Source organism: uncultured Imperialibacter sp. (assembly GCF_963974565.1).
Classification (GTDB): Bacteria; Bacteroidota; Bacteroidia; order Cytophagales; family Cyclobacteriaceae; genus Imperialibacter; species Imperialibacter roseus.
In genome coordinates this window covers 256785-275521 of sequence record NZ_CAXBCJ010000004.1, presented here as the reverse complement: position 1 = coordinate 275521, position 18737 = coordinate 256785, and the positions used below count along the sequence as shown (strand labels likewise).

Sequence of the window (18737 nt, the reverse complement as noted above, 5' to 3'; positions counted from 1 at the left end):
TATTTATTTTTGAAATTCTTCTTTTTTTTATCCTGACCGTAAAACACTTCAGTTCTCGTAGCGATGAGAAAGTTCAAACTCTATCAACTCTGGTTTCTCGTTCCCGGTGTAGCGCTGGTGGCCACGAGCGTCCTCGTTCCTTTGAACTATCTCTATGCACAACTTTACTGGACGCCCACCGAGGCCATCATTACGGGAACAGTGCTAAATAATGATGGGCCAGAGGCGGAACGATTGACACTCATGGATTTTACTGATCATGAGGGTGTCATCCATCACATTAGCGAAGAAGATGATGACGAAGAAAGTGATTCACCAGCCACAGGTGCAGAAGACCAGCATATTCGCATCTATTACAACCCATTAAACCCCACCGACTACGTGCTGGCCAACGACGGAAGATACCTGATCGTACTTTTCCTTCCCCTGGGCTTATTGGCCTGCTACCTCGGGTGGCCCGATGAAGATGAATAAAAGTCGTTCTGGCGTGTGTTTCACACGCCAGCTCACTTCACCACCTTCGCCGGGTCCACCACCACATACTTAATCGACTTCTCCATCTCGCTGGTACGGGAGGAATAGGTGATGTGTAGCAGCCCCTTGTCGTCTTGCACCAGACAGGGGTACGAGTAGCTGCTGCCATCCCCTTTTTCGTGGTCTTCCAGGCGCACTTTCCATTGCCAGGTCTCGCCTTCGTCTTCCGACAAGTAGAGGCTTACCCGATAGCGGCCATCGGCAATGTCATTGCCCAGAAAGGCCCACTGCCCATCTCTGAGCTTTAGCAGCTCCACACTGGCAGTGTTGGGAATGTCGGTTTTTACTGTGGCACTCCACGACTCCCCGCCGTCCATCGACACGCTCTTGTGCACTCTGGACGGTGCATCGCCGCTGTCCCGCATCAGGGCGACGATGTCTCCATTTTCTTTCAGTGCCAGGGCAGGCTGTATCGGCCCACGGCCAACAATGGGCAGACTTGCCCGCCAGGTGGCACCGTCATCCTCAGAAATAGCCACCAGCGACATATTGAAGCCATCGGAGTAGAGCGGAAGCAGGATGCGGCCGTTGGGCAGTATCAGCGGCTTGATGCGGGTCATCCAGCCCGTACTGGTTTTGCGTTCGTCCTTGCTGGCTTCTATGATCATTCTGTCGTACGACGGCGCATACTCCGCCCAGCCAGCCGGGTTGTCCGGCAAGTCTTTGAACTTAGCGGCCACCTCTGCCGCAAATGCCTCTCCGGGTGCCAGCAGGATATTGTCCTGCCAGTCCCAGTCCGGGGCACCGGCTGTATTGTAGCGGGTCGACGTGCGCACCCGCAAAATGGAGTTCTCCCAGCGGTTGGCCTGCACGGCAATCCACACCAGGAAAAGCTTACCATTTCCGTTCAGGAAGAGTACGGGGTTGCAGTCAGGCAGACCAGGCGTGTCGGCCATGAGAAACGGAGCCGTCCAGCTGGTCGTGCCCTTCTTTAGCCTCGCTCCCATCAGGCGCACATCGTCGGCAGTGCGTTCACCACTCCCCTGGAACCACACAGCCAGCTTGTCGCCGTTGGGCAAAATGACCAGGCTGCTGGCGTGGGTATGCTCAGACTGTGGGGGGAAGATGAGTTGCTGGCTGATGATGAAATTGGTGGCGCTTTGGGCGACAACCAAAGTGCTGCAAATACAGACGGCAAACAGGGACAAGAGGAGGTGCTTCATGCATTATTGTGATTGGGTAGGCTAATATAAAAAGGATTGGGGAATGGAAGAGAAGCATTTTCTGTGAGAGAATCAGCGACAAGTGGGCACTAGACGGCTAATATTCATCAACAAAAACCTGTTTGTAGTTTAGAAACGTTAACTATCAAATTTGAAATCACTAACTTCAAATTGTGAAACCAAGGCTATATTTTGATACGTCTATTTTTGGCGGAATTTATGACGAAGAGTTCCGAATGGAAACAGAAAAACCTTTTTGGCATGGTTGAGAACGGAGAAATCACTTGCGTTTATTCTGACCTGACTATCGCAGAATTAGAAAATGCGCCTGAGCGAGTAAGAACGCACTTCCAGCATTTGCCGCAAAGTAATATTGAGCTGGTTCAAATTACTGGAGAAAGCTTCGTGCTCGCCGACCAATACATCAACGAAAAGGTTGTAGGAAGAACGAGCTATGATGATTGTTTACACATCGCTACTGCGACACTGTGTAAAGTTAATTATCTGGTGAGTTGGAATTTTAAGCATATTGTCAATGTATTTAGAATCAGGGGCTATAACTCAATCAACGTTAAAAACGGTCTAGGGCTGCTGGATATTCGTTCACCAAAAGAAATTGTCAATTATGGAGACAAAGATTAAAGAAAAGCAATTCGATACCGTCAGCTTCTTCAGGAAGGAAAAAGAGAGAATAGCAAAAGAAACAGAAGGAATGACCTTCGAGCAGTACAAATCCTATATTGAGAAGCACAGAAAGTGGGCAGATAAGAAATAAGTCAGAAGAGCCATGACTCTTCAGGAAACCTCCTCCCGCAAGGGTCTCCACCATCCGGGCAGGCTTGTGAGTGATAAATTTCAGCGTCCTGCCACTCAAACAAATGATCGGGTAATCAACTCCGCACCCTTTCGTTTCAATCAGTCTCTCCTGAAAGGAATCGGCTGGAGACACTGAGCAACAACAAAATCAACATTTAAGGGCCATAGAGGGAGGCAAGGCTGGTTTACTCCAACCATAAGCTGCGTTAACGTGTCATCAGAAACAACAAATTCGACAGACAATGAGATTACAGAACCTCCTCCTCGTATTGGTTGCTTTTTTTACCTTTTCATCTGTATAAAATTTACTTTTTAGCGGCCAGATCGGTCCGCCGAAGCGGGAATAGCCTGTAGCATTACGGAATAGATCTTAGTCTGTTGACAGGTTATTCATTCCGTTGGGTAGGGTATTCCTTATGGCTATTTCATGTAAAGAAGATATTCCGTGCGACGATTTGTCCTGGTTAGATGCGGAAATAGAAACTTTAAAGCAATCCGAGCTTGTTGAGTTTTTTTATGTGTATCAGGCTGAATACAAGGGAATGGCGGTTTTTTATGTCGGCAACTGCTGTCCCAATTGCTCCACTGTTGCACCCGATGTCCGCAACTGCTTAGGCAACTCAATTGGAACCCTTGGGGATGATATTGAGTCTGATAAGCTCAAAAATGGCAAAATATACTGGCAGCCAGATGATTTTGCCTGCACGCTAAAATAATGCATTTCCCGGGAGCCAGCACTATCTGTGCACAAGTAAACTGCCACCTGTCGCTCCGCAATTGCACCCGGCACATCATTTACTTAACATGCGTTTTTTCATTAACTTCATCCTATGAAAAAACCGACCGTTATATCCCTGACTCTCTCGCTCTTCGTTCTTATCGCAGCATCGTGCACTCAGCAATCCTCTTCATCCGAAGACACTCAATTGGGCGACCTCCACCACAGCCTCTCTATATCTGACAAGGCAAGCGAGTCGTTTGATCAGGGACTTTTGCTGCTGCATAGCTTCGAATATGACGATGCCAGCGAGGCCTTCCAAAAAGCCATAAAGGCCGACCCTGACGAGCTCATGGCCCACTGGGGCCTGGCGATGACGCACTACCGGGCACTGTGGGGATTGCAAGACGTAGAAGCTGGCCGTAAAGTCATTCAGGCTGTGGCGGAAACCAAAGAAGCCAGGATGAAAAAAGCCGAAAATCAATTGGAAAGCGATTTTTGGGAAGGTGTAGAAATTCTCTATGGAGAAGGTGAGCTCGACGAACGTAATAAGAGCTATTCGGATCACATGGCCGAGGTGTATGCCGCCAACCCTGACAACCAGGAGGTAGCGGCCTTTTACGCCCTGGGCCTGATGTGGGCTGGGTACACCGATCAGGACAACCTCAACAAGTCCGCCGAGGTGGCGGCGGGAATCATTGCAGAGAATCCTACCCATCCAGGTGCTCTGCATTACATGATTCACGCCAACGACGATCCTGAATACGCTCAAATCGCCCTCACAGCAGCCGACAAATACGCCACCGTGGCGCCCGACGCCTCCCACGCTTTGCACATGCCTTCGCATATCTACGTGGCCCTTGGTATGTGGGACAAAGTAGTGAGCTCCAACATAGCCTCCTACCAGGCAAGCTTACATCGCATGGAGGCAAAAAGACTTGGCGGTAAGGAAAGAGGCTATCATGCCATGGCCTGGCTGCACTACGGCTACCTGCAGACGGGCGAGTATCAGAAAGCGGCTGATTTATTGGCTGAGATCATTGGTTACCACCAGGATTCCACCGCATCGAAGAGCTATTTGATTACCATGCAAAACGAGCAGCGCATCGAGGCGGGGTACTGGCCTGAAGGGCTCACGCCACAGCAAGTAGACTACTCCAAGCTTGGACTTTCGGAAAAGTCGGCCATGCATTTTTTCAATAGTTCGCTGGCTTTCGATAAAAAAGACGCCGCAGGGCTCCAGGTGGAAATTGATGGGCTTAACCGTCAGCTCAGCAAAGCCAGTTTATTGGTAAATGACGAAGGCATAGCCATGTGCAGCGCAGGGCCCACCCGGTATGCACCTACCAAAGAGGGGTTGAAAAAAACACAGGTCGTGATTCACCAGATGGAAGCGCTGCTGGCGCAGCTAAAGGGCGATGCTGCATTAACAGAAGGCCACCTCGCTAAAGCGACACAGCTTGAAAGTGAGTGTTCGTACGATGCAGGGCCACCTTTCATCGCCTACCCTTCTTTTGAACAATACGGCGATTGGCTGCTGGCGCAAAACAGGCCGGAAGAAGCATTGGCCCAGTTCAACCAATCGTTGACCAACCGAAAAAACCGCAACAAAGCCTTGCGTGGAAAGCTAGCGGCGCTGGAAGCCCTGGGCAGAACCGACGAAGCGAAAGAAGTGAAAGCCATTATTTCTCAATACGCCCCGGCTCAAAAGGTGGCTGTGAGGTAGTTTTATCAGCAGGAAGAAAAGACTACAAAGGTTTCGCTGGATCGCCGGATTGCAGCCATTCCCTGCATTTCAATCCGTTAGCCAGCAGAAGCTGTTTGACCAAACTTTTGTAGTCTGCGGGAACGGACAGCGAATGTCTTCTCACGCTTTGGGAAACATCAATCTCCCGATCCCCCTCAGAGTCTCCTGATAAGGGACTCTGAGGGAGGAGAGGGAAGAAATCCCGGCGTGTGAGGACACCCGCCGGAACAAAAACAGTCTTAGCTATTCCCCACCATCTTATTAAACAGCTGCAACTGCTCCTTCATGGCAGCCACTCTGTCGGTAGGTTCGGTGCGGGCTTCAAGCAAAATCCAGCCATCATATTTGATACCGTTGAACAGGTTCATAAGCTGTTGGTAAGGGTATTCACCCACGTTCAGCTCCCGAATGTGCACGGTGTCGCCAAACCATTTCTTCACAGAATTGAAGTTCGCTTCCAGCCCTGGTTCCCACAGGTCCTGATCGTTGCAGTTCCAGCACATCTTCACGCTTTTCTCCGTTACCTGCTCAAAGATAGCCTTCATGTTAGGCAACTCCTGGGTTCCCTCGCCGTGAACTTCCACCCGCACCACCAGCCCGAGGTCAGCTGCATATTTGCCACATTCATTGAACGATGCCGCTATCTGAGCGATGGTTTTCTCTTTGGCAACCCCATCCGGGAAGCCATTGGGCTTCACCTTGATGCCGGTAGATCCGATATCCTTGCAAAGCTGAAGATACTGCTTGGTACCTTCAATGTTCTTGCGAACCCTTGCCTGGTCGGCATGGTGGTAGTCGAAATTAGAACCGTAGCCAAGGCACTTCACCGGACTGTCAGCAAATCGCTTTTTCACCTCCGCCCGCTGACTGGCAGAAAGACTTGTCTCCACACCATGGGCATGTTCTGTGCGCAGTTCCACACCCAATAAGCCTGTCTTTTCGCAGTTGGCAATAAGGGTAGGCAAATCCCAGTCTTTCCCCCATTGATAGGTCACCAGGCCGAGCTTCATTTTCGACTTTTTGGCAAACGCACTTACCATAAGTGGGTCTATCAACGATAGACCCACTCCGGCAATAACACTTTTTCCTATAAAATCACGACGTGATTTATTCATTTTCATACGTTGTTCCATCCAGATGCTTCGCTTACACTATCTCAGGAACTTCGAATCCCTTTCTGTAATTGCGCTTCAGCATTTTATCGGCTTCAGGGTCGTTTACGAAGGTTTCGGAGCTTGGATTGAACGTAAGCACACGGTCCAGCCTGTAGGCAATATTGCCAAGGTGCGCCAGTCCTGAAGCTAGGTGGGCTGTTTCCACAGGGCCATTTTGTACAGACCTGTCACGCTTGCGCACGGCGTCAATGAAGTTCTTGAAGTGTCCGTCGGTACCACCATCGCCACGATCCATGCCAGTGCCTGATGCTTGTCCATCGTCGCCTGATTCGCCCGGCGTTCTGTCCTGGCCCATGTAGGTCTTGAACTTGTCGTAGCCGTCTACCACAAGGATGCCCTTTTCACCATAGAAGATGTTGCCAACCGTAGCACCGTCTTCAGTGTTGGTACACCAAGGGCGCACTTCGAACTGGATGATCTTACCTTCTTCAGGGTAGTTATAGATGGAGGTAAGCACCTCAGGCACCTCTTTGGCATCGTCCCAAAGAAATTTACCGCCCATAGAGGTGATTTTAGTAGGTAGCCCCACGTCCAATCCCCACATACACAGGTCGGTTTCGTGAATACCCTGGTTGCCTACGTCGCCATTGCCGTAGTCCCATGCCCAGTGCCAGTTGTAGTGCACAAGGTTTTTGGTGAAGGCACGCTTGCCTGCCGGGCCAGTCCACAGGTCGTAATCAAGGCCTTCTGGCACCGGAGAAAATCCCTGATCACCTATGCTAGGTCTCCAGCGGAACACAAGACCACGTGACATGTATACCTTGCCCAGGTAGCCGTTGCGCATCAGGTCAATAGCTTTATTGATAGCTGGTGAGCTTCTTAGCTGCACGCCATGCTGCACTATTCTGTCATACTTGTGGGCTGCTTCCACCATCTTGCGGCCTTCCCATATATTGTGAGAGCCTGGCTTTTCTACATACACGTCTTTGCCCGCCTGGCAAGCCCAGATAGTGGCCAATGCATGCCAATGGTTGGGCATAGCGATGCTGATCACATCAATGTCCTTGTTGTCGATGATCTTGCGAACGTCCTGCTCAAGGAGCACGTCTTTTTTGTACGTTTCTTTGAACTCTGCCTGGCGCTTTTTCAGAAGAGGCATGTCAGGGTCACACAGGTGGGTGATCTGAACGTTGTCCTGCACCATAAAGCTCTTGATATGGCTCTTGCCCCTGCCATTAACGCCTAAAACAGCGGCATTGATCCGGTCGTTGGCACCAAAAACGCTTGACGGCATGATAGTGGGTAGTGCAAACGCCACCGACCCAGCCACGGCTGTTTTCTTTATAAACTCTCTTCTAGTTGGTTCCATTTTCATTCATTTATTATTTTAAGTAGGACTATTAGTTTTCATTGTTTCAACCAGGCTTGCAACCTGCATCGGGCATGCGGTTCACCTGCTACTGTAAGACGAAGTAGCCAGGGTAATCACTTACATAAGGTACGAAAAAAGCCGATTAAATTGACGAGCGGTCGGGTTGGGAAATCAGAGGAGGATTGGTTAGGATGTTTACCGGATTGTTAAGAGCCTTGGAGAGTTCACCAGTATCCCTCCGTCGTTCTGGTGGGTGTCTTCACACACCAGCACCAATGATACCGGGGTATGAAAACATACTTAGAAAATTAAAAAGGTTACAATCCGCCCTTCCGCAGAGAATAACCCCTTTAACTAATTCGCCTCCCAGATAAAATCACTGGAAAGACACTAGCCAACAGCTACATTTGCCTCTCAACCAACCACCACCAGGCATGAGAGCTTTCCCCTTTTTTTTATTTATCGTCATTGTCAGCTTTGGCTGCAAACCATCAGATGAAAAGAACACACAAGCGCCGGAGGCAAAAGTCCGCCAGGCACGAGGCTATGCGCAGCACGACTGGCAAATGGATTCGATTTACAACAGATTGCACCTGCAAGACAGCGCCAACGACTTACAGTGGAAGGCCGCCATCAGCCCGCACGACAACTACCGTTTTGCCGGTGAGCTCTACTACAAATCATTGCGGGGCATCAACGCACCCCACATCATCCTCATTGGCGTAGCCCACCGGGCCCGCAATTTCGACCTGCAGGACAAGCTGGTTTTTGGCACCTTTACCGAATGGGAGTCGCCCTATGGAGGCATCAAGGTCTCATCACTGGGAGAGGACATCATGAGTCGCCTGCTGGAGCAGGACTTTATTGTGCACGACAGCATGCAGGTGATTGAGCATTCGCTGGAGGCCATTATTCCATGGCTCCACAAAAAGAACCGGAAGGCGGAAATCGTCCCGATACTGGTGCCCTACATCAGCTACACAGGCATCGACTCGATCAGTGCTCATCTGGCCCAGGCTGTGCATGAGATCCTGGAGGCCAAGGGATGGACGTATGGAAAAGACGTGGCTATTGTGATCTCCAACGACGCCGTGCACTATGGCGACGAGGATTGGGGCGGCTCTACCACGCTAGCGCCCATGGGCACCGATTCAGCCGGCACAGAGCAGGCCCGGCAGATGGACCTGGAAATCATTGACAAATGCCTGACCAACGAGCTCTCAGCCGAAAAGATCAAGCTGTTCACGGAATACACCGTGCAGCAAGCCGATTACAAAGAGTACAAATGGGTGTGGTGCGGCAGGTACTCGGTGCCTTTCGGGCTGTCGTTTGCGAACAAGCTGAACGTGCTGGAAACTGGCCAGCCGTTGACCGGCACCTTCCTGGGCTACCAAACCAGCATTGATCATCCCCTCATGGAAGTGGAAGACATTGGGATGACGGTATCGGCGCTTTCTACCAACCACCACTGGGTAGCATATACGAGTATTGTGTATGAGTGACTAACCAGAATGGGCTCATCCACCATCACAACTCCAACGTCATGCCGATTGTGAGGAACGAGCGAGCCGACGTGGAACGGCATCCCCATGGGAATAGCAGTGAGCTGGATAGAGACACTGCAAACATTCTTAGAATTTTCTCTCCCTACAATCCTAAAGGAAGTGACGGCTGCAATGGGAAGTTTAGCCATTAGCAATTCATGCGATGCCCGCATAGGGAACAATCAATACATTTCTTGATTATGATCAAGTATCACTAACGAAAATAAAGAACATCTTTGCGCCAGATGTTTACAAAAATCATTTCAAAATTGGGTTATGAGTTTTACCAGGTTAGTTCCTAATGTCTACTATCAGGATATCAAAGACGGATTGAAAATATTTGTTGATTGCCTTGGATTCAGTATGGGCCACGAAGAATTCAATTCAAACAATCCGTTTTGTGTGATCAAGCAGGGCGAGTTGCAAATGCTCCTTTTTGAACATCAAGAACTGGCAAAGGAACATAACCCTGAGTTCAGGCTTGTGACAAATAATATTGATGAAGTGTACCAAAAGGTAAGCGCCTCACACCCTGAGTTTCTTCATCCAAACCTTAGCAAAGTCACGCTTCGCCCCTGGGGAGCAAAAGAATTTGCACTGAGGGATCACCAGGTATGTATCATTATTCAGCAATGGTGAGCAGTTCCGGCGTGTGAGACACACTCCCGAACGCTGACATGGCAAACTCGAGGGCAGGTGTTCCGGAGCAGATTAAAGAGGTTACTATCTGCGCTTCCGCAGATAGTAACCTCTTTAATTCGAAACCTCTTTAATTCACCGATCACCTAAATCTCCTTTCCACATTCCCGGCAATTGAGTAGACTTATGCTTAGAACCTAAGCCAAACAAATGAACTCAATTGTTTCCAAATGCCTGACCGGCATAGCCGCCTGTCTGCTCCTCCCCCTCCTGTCATTCAGCCAGGTCGACTCAAAGGTCTTCGACGACCTTTCGTACCGCTTCATTGGCCCTGAGGGCAACCGGGCCATTGCCATTGTGGGCGAGCCGGGCAACCCCATGGTCAACTATATAGGCGCTGCCTCAGGCGGGATCTGGAAAACGGAAGACGGCGGCGTATCGTGGGATCCCATCTTCGACGACCAGAACGTTTCCTCTATCGGCTCCCTGGCTTTGGCACCGACCGAGCCCTCTACAGTGTGGGCGGGCACCGGCGAAACCTTCCTGATTCGTCCGGCGCACTCTATAGGCAACGGCATCTACAAATCGACCGACGCTGGTAAGTCGTGGACCAATATGGGACTGGAAAAAACAGCCCGCATTGGCCGGGTGATTGTGCATCCTTCGAATCCTGACATTGTATATGCAGCAGCCCTCGGCCATACCTACGGCCCACAGCAGGAACGGGGTATTTACCGCACCAAAGACGGTGGCAAGTCATGGTCGAAAGTGCTGTTTGTGGATGAAAACACAGGCGCTGCAGACCTGAGCATGGATCCTACCAACCCCAATGTGCTTTACGCTGCCATGTGGTCCATTCATATCAACACCTGGGGACTGCGCAGCGGCGGTGCCGGTGGCGGCATTTATAAATCTACCGATGGCGGCGATACCTGGAAGCCGATGGCCGCTAATGGCCTGCCGGGAGGCAAAGACCATCCTGTTGGCAAAACAGCTGTGGCAGTAGCGCCCGGCAACCCCAACAAAGTATACGCCCTGTTTGAAGACAAAAGCCCTGCCCTGTACAGCACAGAAAACGCCGGCGAAAGCTGGACACTCATCAGCAATCACCACGACATGGCGGAGCGGGCACCCTACTACACCCGCATAGCGGTATCTCCCGCCAATGAAAATGAAATCTACTTCATGAGCGTTCGCTTCTCACAGTCGCTGGACGGTGGCAAAACGCTGGAAAAGCGCCCTCCCCGTGGTGGTGGCGACAACCACGATATGTGGATTGACCCCACCAACGCCGACCGCATGATGGTGGCCCACGATGGCTGCGCCAGCATCAGCCTGAACCATGGCAAGAGTTTCCAGCGGGTGGTGCTGCCCATTGCGCAGATGTACCACGTGGCCGTGGACAACAATGCTCCTTATTTTGTGTACGGCAACCGGCAGGATGGCTACTCTTACCGGGGCCCCAGCAACAGCTTGCAGGGTTATATCCCCCTTGGTTTGTGGCAGGGTGTGGGCGGCTGCGAAAGTGGTTTCGCCAAGCCTGATCCGCTCGACAACAACATCATTTGGTCAGGTTGCTACGACGGTGGCCTGCAGCGCTTCGACATGCGCACTGGTCACGCCCGGGAGGTACGAGTGTGGCCGGAAGCTGGCTATGGCTGGAAACCCGCCGACCTGAAGTATCGCTGGCACTGGAACTTCCCGCTGAGCTTTTCTCCGCACACGCCACACCGGGTGTACGTAGGCAGCCAGTATGTTCACCAGTCCGACGACGGTGGCCAAAGCTGGCAGCTGATCAGCCCCGACCTGACGCTGAACGACAAAAGCCACCAGCAAAATTCGGGCGGCATCGCCATCGACAACCTGATGACCTTTGATGGGGCTACGCTGTTTGCAGTGGAAGAGTCGCCCATTCAAAAAGGCTTGATCTGGACGGGCAGCAACGACGGACAGGTGCAGCTCACACAAGACGGCGGCAAAACCTGGACGAACGTGAGCAAAAACATCCCCGTGGCGCCCTGGGGCACTATCTCGAACATAGAGCCTTCCCGCTACAACGCCGGTACTGCCTACATCACCATCGACCTGCACCAAATGGCCGATTTTGATCCTTATATCTTCAAGACGAGCGACTACGGCAAGACCTGGAAGAAAATCAGCGACGGCATTCCTAAGTCTATCCTGAGCTTCGCACACGTGGTGAGGGAAGACCCGAAGAAGCAGGGGCTGCTGTTTGCCGGCACCGACAATGGCGTGTACTACTCGCCCAACGATGGCGCCACCTGGCTGCCGTTGCAAAACAACCTCCCTCCTGCGCCTGTGTACTGGCTGGCTATTCAGGAAAACTTCGACGACCTGGTGGTGGCTACCTACGGCCGTGGGTATTATATCATGGACGACATCTCCCCTATCCGGCAGTTTTCTGAAGAGGTGCAGGCGACAGCGGTGCATGCATTTGACTTGCGCAAGGCCTATCGCTTTCAGGAGAAAGAAGCCATCAAAACCGATGGGCCTAGCTTGAACGCCGGACAAAACCCGGCCTATGGTGTGGGCGTGAACTACTACCTGAAGGACTCTGTGGAACAGCCAGTGGTGATCACCATCCTCAACCAGCAGCAGGAGGTGGTCCGCACCCTCAAAGGCAAGCAAACTGCTGGCATAAACCGAACGGTGTGGGATCTGCGCTACGAGCCCACCTTTAAGCCCAAGCTCAGGACGAAGCCAGAAGGCCGCCCCTGGGTAGAAATGAACGGAGAAGGCTGGCGGCCTCTTGTGACCTGGGACCTCGACCTGATGGGCGGACAGCTGGGACCAAGGGTAGCGCCCGGACAGTATTTCGTCAAAATAAACGTGGGCGATACGGAAATCATCAAAACGGTGGATGTGTTGAAGGACCCTTCTACGGAGGGAACACCGGAGGAGATAGAAGAGCAGGTTGTTTTTTCTCTGCAGTTGCGTGACGCCATGAACACTGTGGTGGAAATGATCGACCGGGTGGAGTGGATCAGAAAAGAGCTGGAAGAGATGATTCCCACGATCAAAAACACCAAGCTCCAGAAAGAACTGATGGCGGTGCAGGGCCAGGCCACTGCCATTGCCGGTCAGCTCTACGACATCCACATGACAGGTGCTCGTGAAGACGCCTTCCGCACGCCGATGCAGCTCTACGGCAGGCTTTCTGCCCTGGCGAGCGACATAACGGCCAAGGGAGCGGACTTTAAGCCCACCAGCCAGCAGGCCGAGGTAAAAGGCGTGCTGAACGAACGGATGGTTAGGGTGCAGAAAGAATTCCAAACCCTGCTTGAAAAGCAAGTGACCCAGCTCAACGACAAGCTGATCAACGAAAATGCGAAGATTGATATAGAGAGGAAGAAGTAGGGGATTGAATAATCAACAAGGTAGGCTGAGCCCCTACATAGCCCATGGTTTAAACCATGGGCTATGTAGGGGTAACCTCAAGCTCGGCTGCCTCACAGCCACTCTCCCCATACCCTCGTCATGCCGATTGCGAGGAACGAGCGAGGCATCCCCTGGGTAATGGCAGAAAATATTAAAACCTTGGCTGTAGGTCTTGGGGATCTCTCCCTCGTACCTCGGTTCGAGATGACGGCTGTCTCTGGAAGCTTTTGTGGTTAGGCGACTTTTGCGACCGCCGCCGCACAGCCAACCTAACCAAATCAGCGTCATGCCGATTGCGATCCCGATAGCTATCGGGAGAGCGAGCCGACGTGGAACCCGACGCCGGAACGGCATCCCCTAGGTAATGGCAGAAAGCTTAAAGGGTCGGCTGTAGGTCTTGGGGATCTCTCCCTCGTACCTCGGTTCGAGATGACGGCTGTTTATGGAAACTTTCGTTGCAAGGCATCCTTTTCAACAGTTGCTAAATAGTCATATTCCCTATTATTCAATCGAATCGTACAAATCCTTCCACTCAGGATTCAATCCCTCAATCAAAGCGATCTTCTTCTCTCTTCGGTATTTCTTCACTTGTTTTTCCCTGGCAATTGCTTCCTCTATAGAATGAAAAGGCTCAAAGTAAACCAGCTTATCAATATTGTATTTGGCTGTGAAGCTCCCGGGGTGGGCTTTGGTTTTGTGTTCATAGACTCTTGCAATTAAGTCGGATGTAACACCAGTGTAAAAAACGGTGTGGTGTTGGTTAGTCATGATGTAAACGGCGCCTCCTCTTTCCATTGGATTAATGTAGGGAAAGAAAAGTGAAAAACTCAGCTATCATCCGGGAGATCCCGTTCCACGTCGGCTCCCTCGTGCCTCGGGTCGAGATGACGGCGGGCTGTGGATGCTTCAGCTGTCAGGCGTCTTCTGCTGTCATCAATCTACCGCATCACTATCTTTTCTTTATCTTTATTTGATGTAAAGATGCGCTGCAAGCGCAAGTCTCGTAAAGCCCTCGTTGCAAACGAAGGCTAGAAACAGTGTTTTTTAGCTACCCACAAGCCCTGGTGCGTGTCTTCACGCACCAGCTACTTTTCGCTTGTTTCGTGAGGCACGAACCAGGGCGGATAGAACGGATATTGCCATCGGCGGCTGAGACTCGGCCAAAGCCTCTGTAATAACGTCATACATACCCATGATAATGTAAAACGAATCCGCCCTGAGTCATTACAAAACACCAGATAAGAGTCTCTTTGGTTGCATAAGTAACTCATTCAATTATTTTTGAGCACTTAAACGACGGCGCAAATCAGTATGCCGTGCCTTTGCTACTTAACTTTTCAAACCAGAATGAAGTATTTGCTTTTCCTTTTGACTTGCCTCAACTTTGGAAGGCTCAGCGCTCAGTCCAACATCAAGGTTGGTGAAAAAGCACCCGAAATCCATATCACCGACTGGATCGCCAATGTGCCCGCCGACAAAAATCTGAACCACAAATTTATCGTCCTTGAATTTTGGGCAACCTGGTGTGGCCCTTGCATTGCCGCCGTGCCTCACATGAACGACCTGCAAAAACAATTCAACCAAAACGACCTCTATTTCATTTCAATTACCGATGAATCGGTAGCCAAAGTAGAAAGAAGCCTAAAAAGAATAGACTTTCAATCTATCGTGGTCAGCGATCAAACGAAGCAGACACACATCAATTTCGGAGATGGCAAAGAGGGCCTGGAGGCCTACCCCCTGACTGTACTGATCGACAAGAATGGAGTGATCAAGTGGATTGGTGAGCCGAAAAGTTTGACCGGCGAGCTAATGAAGACGTTCCTTTCCGGCCCCACCGTCGGCCAGTCCGAGCAAAAGGCCGGTCAGATAAAAAAAGTCGAAGTCTACGATTTCAAAAGGCTGGTAAGCAACAAAGACATTACTTACTATTTTGATGTAAACGAGGCCAGCACCGACAACAAGCTCAAAATAGCCATGGGCACAAGCCTTATTAACCTGACAGCCTATACCCTGAAAGACGTTTACAGCGAATTCCTCCAGATTGGAAATGAAAACCTTGTACTGCCAGAGCGCCTTGCGTCAGTACGGTATGATATTCTTTACAAGAACATGGACGAGCCTGAGAATATTGGCAGGCTGGAGAAAGAGCTGCTTCAAAAACTTGCTCTTACCAGGAAGAGTAGCACCAAAACTTCCAGCATCAACCTGGTCGCAATTCAGGACGCCAAGCTCCTCGAGCCTGCACTGGACGAAAGCTTTTCTGCGAAGTCGGATGCGGGCGACAAGACCCTGTTTACAGCCTACACACTTGACGAAATGATGAAGGCATTGTCCGACCTGGCAAACACAACCTTCAAGTTTTCTGGCGACAACGACGGTAAATACGACTTTATAATTGAAAACAAATCAATGGCCGACATTGTCTCGAGCCTTGAGTCGTATGGCCTGTCGGTACAAACCGTCAAACGAGAGGTGGAAACTGTACACCTGGTAGAAGTGCAATAAATGGCATACGCACCTGGGCAGGGCCATTGTAAACATCATTCCGACCCGAAAGGCCATGGCGTGTAAACACAAGAATCAGATGGAGGAGACAGGTAATCCGCCGTTGCGAAAGCAGAAAACAAGAAATGCCTCGGCTAAAAGTCTTGGAGATTCTTTTCCTGCGTCGGGTTCCACGTCGGCTCCCTACGCTCCACTGCGGATCGAGATGACGGCTGGTTGTTCGGGTTCCTGCGGTTAGGCGACTTTTTGCCACAGCTGCCGAACAGCCAACCTAACCAAATCAGCGTCATGCCGATTGCGATCCCGATAGTTATCGGGAAAGCGAGGCATCCCCAAGACCTGGCACATAACTTTTAAAGACACTGCTAGAGTCGGGGGATCTCTCCCTTCGCTAGCGCTACGGTTCGATATGACGGCTGTCTGTTGAGGCTTTAGTTGTTAAGCATATTTTCCTCGCCCTCGTTTCTGTCGGCTTGCGGACAGGTGTCAGAAGGGCTATGGGCTTGAACTTTTCAAATAATTGTTATTGAGAACTTAAGAAAAATTTGATAGTTGATAACGAAGGCGACACTCCCCGTTAGTCCTAGCAGCGAACCCAGCCAATAGCAGTGAACATTGGTCCGACACCTCCGACTCGAACCATTCCACACGCCCCCTGCCCAATCTGGGCAAACCCAAAACAAGCGTGCAACAGCCTTGCCCAGACTGGGCAAAAGCGCCGCAAATCTGCGGCGGACTTTCTAAATAGTCAGTAAAGCTGTTGATCAATTGCATAGCCCTTTCCCATTTCAAACACACCCCTTCGCAAATTAACGACTGGATATAATCACCATATCGACTGAAGCTTTGAAATAGATAAAGCTATCTATCCAAAGGTTCTGGTGCATATCTTCACGCACTCGTTACTCCCCTCCGCCTGTTTCGTGAGACACGAACCAGGGCGAAGGCTGCGAAGATACCCCGCTGAAATAGTTTTAGACACCTACTTCAATTGCTCTACATGGCTCGCCTCATGTAGCTTCAATATTTCCTCATCCGTCAGCGCCCGGTCAAATACTGCCAGGCCACCGAAATAACCGATGGTCGCTTCCCCCAGCATCTCTCCTACCGCATAGCGTGCTCCTACGGTGAAATCGGAACCCCCTCCTGGCTTGGTATCTTTATGCACCGTTTCATCGTAGCAAAAGATACCACGACCGTGATAGTACGGGTTCATTCCCCTGTCTCCACCAGTGGGGCCTTCAGTGGTGAAGTAAGGGTCGTCCCGCTTGTCTTTCACAGGATCAAGCGCCCGCTCCTTCAGCACACCATTGATATAGGCCCTGATGTAAACTCCATCGTAGGTGAAAGCAAGGGTACACCACTGTTCCTCTGGCACTTCGTCGGCAGTGGCGGCATAATCGGCGCACCAGGGAAACTTTGTGCTATCGGCCCGCATGGTGACGCCGCCCTCGGCAGAGATGTGAGGTACGAGCTGTCTTGGCCCGCCATAGGTCGGCATGTTCATGAGCATGGCATACTGCCGGGTGCCTGTGTCATCATCTTTTCCTTTCCCTTCGCTCCACATGCCGGCAATGGTGCGGCTTTGTTTGAGATCGTAGATCTTCACCACAGCGAACATCGATACCTGTGCATTGGGTCCGCAAATGTTCAGGTCGCCGGTTTCCTGGTAAGGAATGCTCATGTATTGCTTGCCGTCGAAGTAGGCAGAGTAGCCTGAGAACGGCCCAACGTCAGCCCGGGCAATGGGTCCGCCCACTTCCGATAGCGAGTGTGTTTGGCTACCCCCTACTGACGTCCGCTGCTGCCCGGCTTCTTCGCCGAAAGTCCAGAAGGCCACCAAGTCGGGGGTACTGAGGAAAATAGATAAGTCGCCGACAGGCCCTTTGCTGCACGCAGTTGACAGGAACAAAATGACAAGGGAAACTGAAATCGGGTAATGGTGCATCGACAGATATTTTCTCATGGTGAGTGCAAATGACAGTTAAAAAAGAAGTCTAACTATTTTAGAGAAAATTAGCAATCTCGTTTTTGCAGGCTGTCCAAAACAGAGATTGGTTTGCCGGGAATAACTCAAGAGCTTGCTACTGGCGCTCAAACAGATGCAACTAACCACTTTGTGCATCAAACCCAAATGATCTCTATATTAGCCTCCAGTATTTGAAACCTACTTCACATGTCACTCACCCTCACCCAAATAAAAGCCTCCCTTGAACACGGTCTCCTCTCCTTCCCTATCACCGATATGGACGAAAAAGGCGAGTTCAATCCCGCTACCTACGCCTCTCGCCTCGACTGGTTTGTGACACACAAGGTGTCGTCTATCTTTGTGGCTGGTGGTACCGGCGAGTTCTTCTCACTGTCGGAGCAGGAGTACAAAAAAATCGTTGAAGTGACCGCCGAAACGGTGCAGGCCAGGGTGCCGATGATCTCCAGCGTAGGCCGTAGCATTCCGGAAGCGATTGCTTTCGCCAAAATCGCCGAGAAAGCCGGTATGAGTGCACTGCTGCTGATGCCTCCCTACCTCACCGAGTGCCCGAAAGACGGCTGTTATGAGTACGCCAAGGCCATTATGGACAACACCAGCCTACCTGTCATTTATTACAACCGGGCCAATGGCGTGCTTTCTGCCGACTATATCCAAAAGCTGGCCGACAACTGCGACAACTTCATCGGCCTGAAAGACGGCACTGGCAACATGCAGGAGCTTAATGACACCATCAAATCGGTAGGCAGCCGCTTGTCGTATATTGGGGGCGTACCTACAGCGGAGATTATTGCTGAGGCTTACCTTTCCATAGGAGTTAATACTTACTCATCGGCAGTCTTCAATTTCGTACCCGAGCTGGCTAACCTTTTCTACAAAAGCCTGAGAGCTGGCGATAAAGAAACGGTCGCCAAAATCACTAGAGAATTCTACATTCCATTTGTGCGGCTTCGATCCAAAAAGAATGGGTACGCCGTCAGCCTGATCAAAGCAGGTGCAAAGCTCATTGGCCGAAGTGCTGGTGATGTAAGAGCACCACTGACGATGCCCACTGCCGAGGAATCAAAAACACTGGCAACACTCATTCACCAGTCGAAAGCGATTTTGGCCGGGTAGCAAATTACATTGTACCTGACAGATGAATGGGGTAACTTGTTGTAGTCATCGAAATTTCAGCTTCGCCATCAACAAACAC

Annotated in this window: 16 protein-coding genes; 11 read left to right on the top strand and 5 right to left on the bottom strand. The window is 50.9% G+C overall.

Going from position 1 to position 18737, the window contains the following annotated elements:
* Positions 1-63 precede the first annotated feature (63 nt).
* Positions 64-474 (top strand): hypothetical protein, encoded by a 411-nt coding sequence (locus AAC052_RS07850; protein WP_339812314.1) that lies wholly within the window; start codon positions 64-66, stop codon positions 472-474.
* 32 nt (positions 475-506) lie between these two features.
* Here the strand turns inward: AAC052_RS07850 and AAC052_RS07845 are convergent, their stop codons facing one another.
* Complete coding sequence (locus AAC052_RS07845) at positions 507-1697, bottom strand: exo-alpha-sialidase (protein WP_339812312.1); 1191 nt, start codon at positions 1695-1697, stop codon at positions 507-509.
* Between the two features lie 261 nt (positions 1698-1958).
* Here AAC052_RS07845 and AAC052_RS07840 point away from each other — a divergent pair, with 261 nt between their 5' ends.
* The 4 genes from AAC052_RS07840 (at position 1959) to AAC052_RS07825 (ending at position 4957) form a co-directional block, all read left to right on the top strand.
* A complete protein-coding gene (locus AAC052_RS07840; RefSeq protein ID WP_339812311.1) occupies positions 1959-2339 on the top strand; it encodes a hypothetical protein in 381 nt (126 codons plus the stop codon).
* Positions 2323-2472: a hypothetical protein gene (locus tag AAC052_RS07835; RefSeq protein WP_317491193.1), complete on the top strand. Its 150-nt coding sequence runs from the start codon at positions 2323-2325 to the stop codon at positions 2470-2472. Before AAC052_RS07840 ends, AAC052_RS07835 begins: the two co-directional genes overlap by 17 nt.
* 457 nt (positions 2473-2929) lie before the next feature.
* Positions 2930-3229 (top strand): hypothetical protein, encoded by a 300-nt coding sequence (locus tag AAC052_RS07830; RefSeq protein ID WP_339812308.1) that lies wholly within the window; start codon positions 2930-2932, stop codon positions 3227-3229.
* Between the two features lie 114 nt (positions 3230-3343).
* Complete coding sequence (locus AAC052_RS07825) at positions 3344-4957, top strand: hypothetical protein (protein ID WP_339812305.1); 1614 nt, start codon at positions 3344-3346, stop codon at positions 4955-4957.
* A 260-nt stretch (positions 4958-5217) separates the two neighbouring features.
* On the opposite strand, the gene AAC052_RS07820 is transcribed toward AAC052_RS07825, so the two are convergent.
* Together AAC052_RS07820 and AAC052_RS07815 are read right to left on the bottom strand one after the other, a co-directional pair.
* The gene (locus AAC052_RS07820) at positions 5218-6093 is read right to left on the bottom strand and encodes a sugar phosphate isomerase/epimerase family protein (protein ID WP_317491190.1); all 876 of its coding nucleotides are present in this window, start codon (positions 6091-6093) and stop codon (positions 5218-5220) included.
* A gap of 31 nt (positions 6094-6124) precedes the next feature.
* Positions 6125-7468 (bottom strand): Gfo/Idh/MocA family oxidoreductase, encoded by a 1344-nt coding sequence (locus AAC052_RS07815; protein WP_339812301.1) that lies wholly within the window; start codon positions 7466-7468, stop codon positions 6125-6127.
* Positions 7469-7899: 431 nt separating this feature from the next.
* Here AAC052_RS07815 and amrB point away from each other — a divergent pair, with 431 nt between their 5' ends.
* From amrB to AAC052_RS07795, 4 genes are all read left to right on the top strand, one after another.
* Positions 7900-8967, top strand: a complete 1068-nt coding sequence (amrB, locus tag AAC052_RS07810; RefSeq protein ID WP_339812299.1) for an AmmeMemoRadiSam system protein B — start codon at positions 7900-7902, stop codon at positions 8965-8967.
* Positions 8964-9161 carry a hypothetical protein gene (locus tag AAC052_RS07805; protein WP_317491187.1) on the top strand — a complete coding sequence of 66 codons (198 nt, stop codon included), beginning with the start codon at positions 8964-8966 and terminating at the stop codon, positions 9159-9161. The genes amrB and AAC052_RS07805 overlap by 4 nt, the downstream gene beginning before the upstream one ends.
* A 124-nt stretch (positions 9162-9285) precedes the next feature.
* Positions 9286-9648 carry a hypothetical protein gene (locus tag AAC052_RS07800; protein WP_339812298.1) on the top strand — a complete coding sequence of 121 codons (363 nt, stop codon included), beginning with the start codon at positions 9286-9288 and terminating at the stop codon, positions 9646-9648.
* A gap of 210 nt (positions 9649-9858) precedes the next feature.
* Positions 9859-13026, top strand: coding sequence for a glycosyl hydrolase (locus tag AAC052_RS07795; protein WP_339812295.1), 3168 nt, complete (start codon positions 9859-9861; stop codon positions 13024-13026).
* Positions 13027-13548: 522 nt separating this feature from the next.
* On the opposite strand, the gene AAC052_RS07790 is transcribed toward AAC052_RS07795, so the two are convergent.
* Positions 13549-13842, bottom strand: coding sequence for a GIY-YIG nuclease family protein (locus tag AAC052_RS07790; RefSeq protein WP_339812294.1), 294 nt, complete (start codon positions 13840-13842; stop codon positions 13549-13551).
* Between the two features lie 552 nt (positions 13843-14394).
* Between AAC052_RS07790 and AAC052_RS07785 the strand changes: the two genes are divergently transcribed.
* Positions 14395-15555: a TlpA disulfide reductase family protein gene (locus tag AAC052_RS07785; protein ID WP_339812293.1), complete on the top strand. Its 1161-nt coding sequence runs from the start codon at positions 14395-14397 to the stop codon at positions 15553-15555.
* 982 nt (positions 15556-16537) lie between these two features.
* Here the strand turns inward: AAC052_RS07785 and AAC052_RS07780 are convergent.
* Positions 16538-17521 carry a LamG domain-containing protein gene (locus AAC052_RS07780; protein ID WP_339812291.1) on the bottom strand — a complete coding sequence of 328 codons (984 nt, stop codon included), beginning with the start codon at positions 17519-17521 and terminating at the stop codon, positions 16538-16540.
* A 210-nt stretch (positions 17522-17731) separates the two neighbouring features.
* On the opposite strand from AAC052_RS07780, the gene AAC052_RS07775 reads away from it, so the two are divergent.
* Positions 17732-18658 (top strand): 5-dehydro-4-deoxyglucarate dehydratase, encoded by a 927-nt coding sequence (locus tag AAC052_RS07775; RefSeq protein WP_339812289.1) that lies wholly within the window; start codon positions 17732-17734, stop codon positions 18656-18658.
* Positions 18659-18737 lie beyond the last annotated feature (79 nt).